Annotated in this window: 3 protein-coding genes; all 3 read right to left on the bottom strand. The window is 43.3% G+C overall.

Annotated elements, in window-relative coordinates; translation table 11 throughout:
• Positions 1–9: 9 nt before the first annotated feature.
• Complete coding sequence (locus OCV47_RS03855) at positions 10–2298, bottom strand: hydratase (RefSeq protein WP_262653884.1); 2289 nt, start codon at positions 2296–2298, stop codon at positions 10–12.
• A 24-nt stretch (positions 2299–2322) separates the two neighbouring features.
• The gene (locus tag OCV47_RS03860; protein ID WP_117449471.1) at positions 2323–3411 is read right to left on the bottom strand and encodes a PucR family transcriptional regulator; all 1089 of its coding nucleotides are present in this window, start codon (positions 3409–3411) and stop codon (positions 2323–2325) included.
• Between the two features lie 237 nt (positions 3412–3648).
• Positions 3649–4248 (bottom strand): group II intron maturase-specific domain-containing protein (locus OCV47_RS03865; RefSeq protein WP_262653886.1); only part of this gene is annotated, 600 nt, incomplete at its 5' end.

Raw genomic sequence — 4248 nt, forward strand, 5'->3', positions numbered from 1 at the left:
TGGTCTTCTTTATCCTCTATAATAATTGATCAGGCATCCTTTCAGGATGATGGTTCTCTCATCCTCTGTCAGCTCGCCCATTTTCAGAGTAAATTCTTTCATTTCATTTTCTTTTACCACGTATGCTTTTATCTCGGTCGCCTTATCTTCGATTGCCTTGCGAATCTCCGGAACAAAGATGTAATCTCCCTTGGCAAATGGCAGATCTCCTTCTTCGATCAGAAATGGAAGCATACCCCAGTTGATCAGATTGGAACGATATCTCTTCGTTGCATAGCTATTGGCAATATTTGCCCAGCCGCCTAATACTTTCTGGCAGGATGCAGCCTGTTCACGGGCGGATCCATCACCTGGTTTCACTGCAAAGATGGTACTTCCCACACCCACTGTTTCCTTACATGCATCTGGATATACTTCTTTTACTTTATGCATAATCGGACGAAGCTCTGGAAGTGCATCTCCCATACATTCATTGGCCTCTCTCGCTTTTTCTGCTTTCTGTACTTCTTTGGCCAGTCCAACGTATGCCGGATCCTTTCTGGATAAGGTGAACTCTGCCAGTCCCAGCGGATTGGATCGATAAGATGATGTCTCACCAGATGGAATCAGCTCATCGGTTGTAGTAACCGGATCATGAATCTCAGAAACCACCTTCAGCATCAGATGCTTTGTCAATGCCGGCATCTCTGGCCAGTCTTTAATATTCGGGCCAAACTTGATCTCTACAGACGGATCTGCCACACCCTTACTGTCAAAGACACGATGTGCATAAATACTACTGTCAAAGAAATACTTCGGATTGGTAAAGTGTGCATCCACATCCGTTGCCGCCGTCAGATATCCCTTATTCGCTGCAGTGGCTGCAATAGAACGGGCATCCATCAGTGCTACGGAAGCGATCTGTCCACTCTGCAGCTTGCTGCCTTCACGGTTCGGGAAGTTTCTGGTAGAGTGACGAATGGAAAATGCATTATTGGCAGGAGTATCTCCGGCACCAAAACATGGTCCGCAGAATGCAGTCTTTACAATGGCTCCGGTCTTAATCAGATCTGCCAGACGTCCATTCTTTGCCAGTTCCATATAGATCGGTGTACTTGCCGGATAAATGCTCAAAGTAAACTCATCTGCTCCAATATAAGCATCCTTCAGGATATCTGCTGCTGCACAGATATTTTCAAAACCACCACCGGCGCATCCGGCGATAATTCCCTGATCTACATACATTCTTCCATCGCGCACTTTATCTCTCAGGGTAAAATCAACAGCTCCGCCAAGGCTCACCTTCGCACGCTTTTCCACATCCAGAAGAATATCATCCAGATTCGCATTTAATTCCTCAATCGTATACGTATTACTTGGATGGAACGGCATGGCGATCATCGGTTTTACCTGAGACAGATCCACATATACCATACCATCATAGTAAGCCACAGCTCCCGGATTCAGTTCCTCATAGTCTCCGCTTCTTCCGTGAATTTCATAGAATTCCTTAATCTGATCATCTGTCTTCCAGATTGAGGACAGACAGGTGGTCTCTGTCGTCATAACATCAATACCGATACGGAAATCTGCACTTAAGTTTTCCACACCTGGTCCTACGAATTCCATTACTTTGTTGTTCACATAGCCATTTCCGAATACCGCTCCGATAATAGCCAGTGCCACGTCCTGAGGCCCTACACCTTTTTCCGGCTTTCCTGTCAGGTACACACCGACTACTTTCGGCATATTAATATCATATGTCTTGTTCAGCAGCTGTTTTACCAGCTCCGGTCCGCCTTCTCCCATGGCCATCGTACCCAACGCACCATAACGGGTATGGGAGTCAGATCCCAGAATCATCTTTCCACCGCCAGCCAACATCTCTCTGGCAAACTGATGAATGACTGCCTGATGAGGAGGTACATAGACTCCACCATACTTCTTGGCACAGGTCAGTCCAAACATATGGTCGTCTTCATTGATGGTTCCACCAACTGCACAAAGGCTGTTATGACAGTTGGTCAGTACATAAGGCACCGGAAACTTCTCCAGCCCAGATGCTCTTGCAGTCTGAATAATACCAACAAATGTAATGTCATGAGAAGTCAGTTTATCGAACTTAATCTGCAGCTTCTCCATGCTGCCAGAAGTATTGTGTGCCTGTAAAATGCGGTACGCAATTGTATTCTTTGCAGCTTCTTCTCTGGATACTGCATATCCTGTTTTACTGGTTAATACTTCCTGTGCGTCTCGATTGTCTTCTACAATCTCGGTTCCATTCACCAGATAGACGCCACCATCATATAATTTCACCATATCCTATCTCCTCTTTAAAATTTATTAGAACGTATTTCGTTCCATATATTTCATATAATTGGAAACCATCAATGCAATCCGGAATGTTAATGCATCTTCAAAGACACGCACATCCAGACCAGTACTCTTCTGAATCTTCTCCAGACGATAAACCAGCGTATTTCTGTGAATGTAGAGCTGTCGGGATGTCTCAGACACATTCAGGCTGTTTTCAAAGAACTTGTTGATAGTCATCAATGTCTCATCATCCAGAGATTCCGGCAGTTCGCCTCCAAATACTTCATTCATGAACATCTCACACAGTGGAATCGGCAGCTGATAAATCAGGCGACCAATACCCAGTGTATTATATGCAATGATACTCTTCTCTTCGTAGAAAATCTTTCCTACATCCAGTGCCATTTTTGCTTCTTTATAAGACTTGGACAGGAAACGGATCTCAGAGATCATAGTTCCATAAGCAATCCGTACCTTAGACATAGCTTCACTATTCAACATATCCAGCAGCATCTTTGCCGTCTGTTCTACGGTCTCGTATCCTTCTTCTGGTTTTAATTCCTTCACTAAAATGATATTTTTCTCATCTACGGCTGTGATAAAGTCTCGGCTGCTTCCTGCAAACAGGGTTCTCACCAGTTCCAGCGCACTGCTATCCTGCTCCTGCTTTGTTTCAATCAGATAAACCACTCGTTTGGCTTCAATATCTATGTGAAGCTTCTTTGCACGATTATAGATATCCACAAGAAGCATATTATCCATCAACACATTCTGGATAAAGCTGTTGCGATCCTGCTTTTCATGATACGCTACCATCAGATTGTGCAGCTCACTGACAGCGATCTTTCCGATCATATAACCGTCTTCTCCATTCCCTCTCGCTACCAGCACATATTCTGGTATCTGATTATCCATAATCTTAAAGAAATGACATCCCTGCATCACCTGACTGTCTGCCGGTGACTGTACAAATAATTCAATACTGGAAACATCCGGCTGTTCATCTGTAAAAGTAGTAGCAACCTGATTCCCATCTGTATCTAATACACATAAGTCTACTCGGGTAATTGCTTTTAATTCGTCAATAGCATTCTGTATTACCTGTCCAGAAATCATCCTTTTCCTCCATTTTTTCAATTACTCAGAAGAATTTATATCCATTTCTTCTGAATCATCACATTTTTTACGTATACCCATTATCATAATGCATTTTTTGCAAATTCGCAAGATACATATAAGGATGAATTTCCAGTAGAGTAGGTTAGAGGGCTTTGCCCTCTTTCCCCTCATCAAACCGTGCATGAGGTTCTCCCTCACACGGCTTTCCGACATTCTTCTTTCTACAGCATTACGTCATGCCGTAGCCATTCTTTTTAAGCCTTTTTCATATAAGGTGCTTCTCACATATCCCACCTTTGACATATGGTTACGTCTCTGATGTTTCTTGTTGTACCATCTCGTAAAGGTACATATAATGTACCAGTCAAGTGCCTGCATCCATTTACCACTTGTCTTTGTTGTGTAATAGTTCTTCCACCCTGTTATCTTCGGATTCAGATTCTTTATTAAATCCTCTTCGCTTGCTACCAGTAGACTTCTACTATTCACGTTCGACTTTATTGCAGATTTCATCTTTTTCATTGCCTTTCGACTTGGGTACTGATAGGTCTCTTGAAAAGTGTTTCCCTGTCTCGTCTCTGTTGTCATACGCCTGTGATGCATTCCCAGGAAGTCAAAGCCTTCCTGTCCGTCCCACATACATACAATCTTCGTCTTAACAGGATGTAGTTTCAAGTCCAGTTTTCCCATGATGTACTGCAACAGTGTCAATGCATGGTTTGCACTTTTCTTGTTCTTGCAAATGATTACAGTATCATCCGCATACCTTACGAGTATTCCGTGGGTAAGTCCATACTTTTCCCACAGTCGGTCTAGCGTGTTCAAGTAGATATT

It is taken from the genome of Muricoprocola aceti (genome assembly GCF_025567005.1).
GTDB lineage: Bacteria > Bacillota > Clostridia > Lachnospirales > Lachnospiraceae > Marvinbryantia > Marvinbryantia aceti.

Excerpts from the sequence above, each read along its gene's own strand:
- OCV47_RS03855 (WP_262653884.1), bottom strand. The coding sequence starts at position 2,298 with ATGGTGAAATTATATGATGGTGGCGTCTATCTGGTGAATGGAACCGAG.
- OCV47_RS03860 (WP_117449471.1), bottom strand. The coding sequence starts at position 3,411 with ATGATTTCTGGACAGGTAATACAGAATGCTATTGACGAATTAAAAGCA.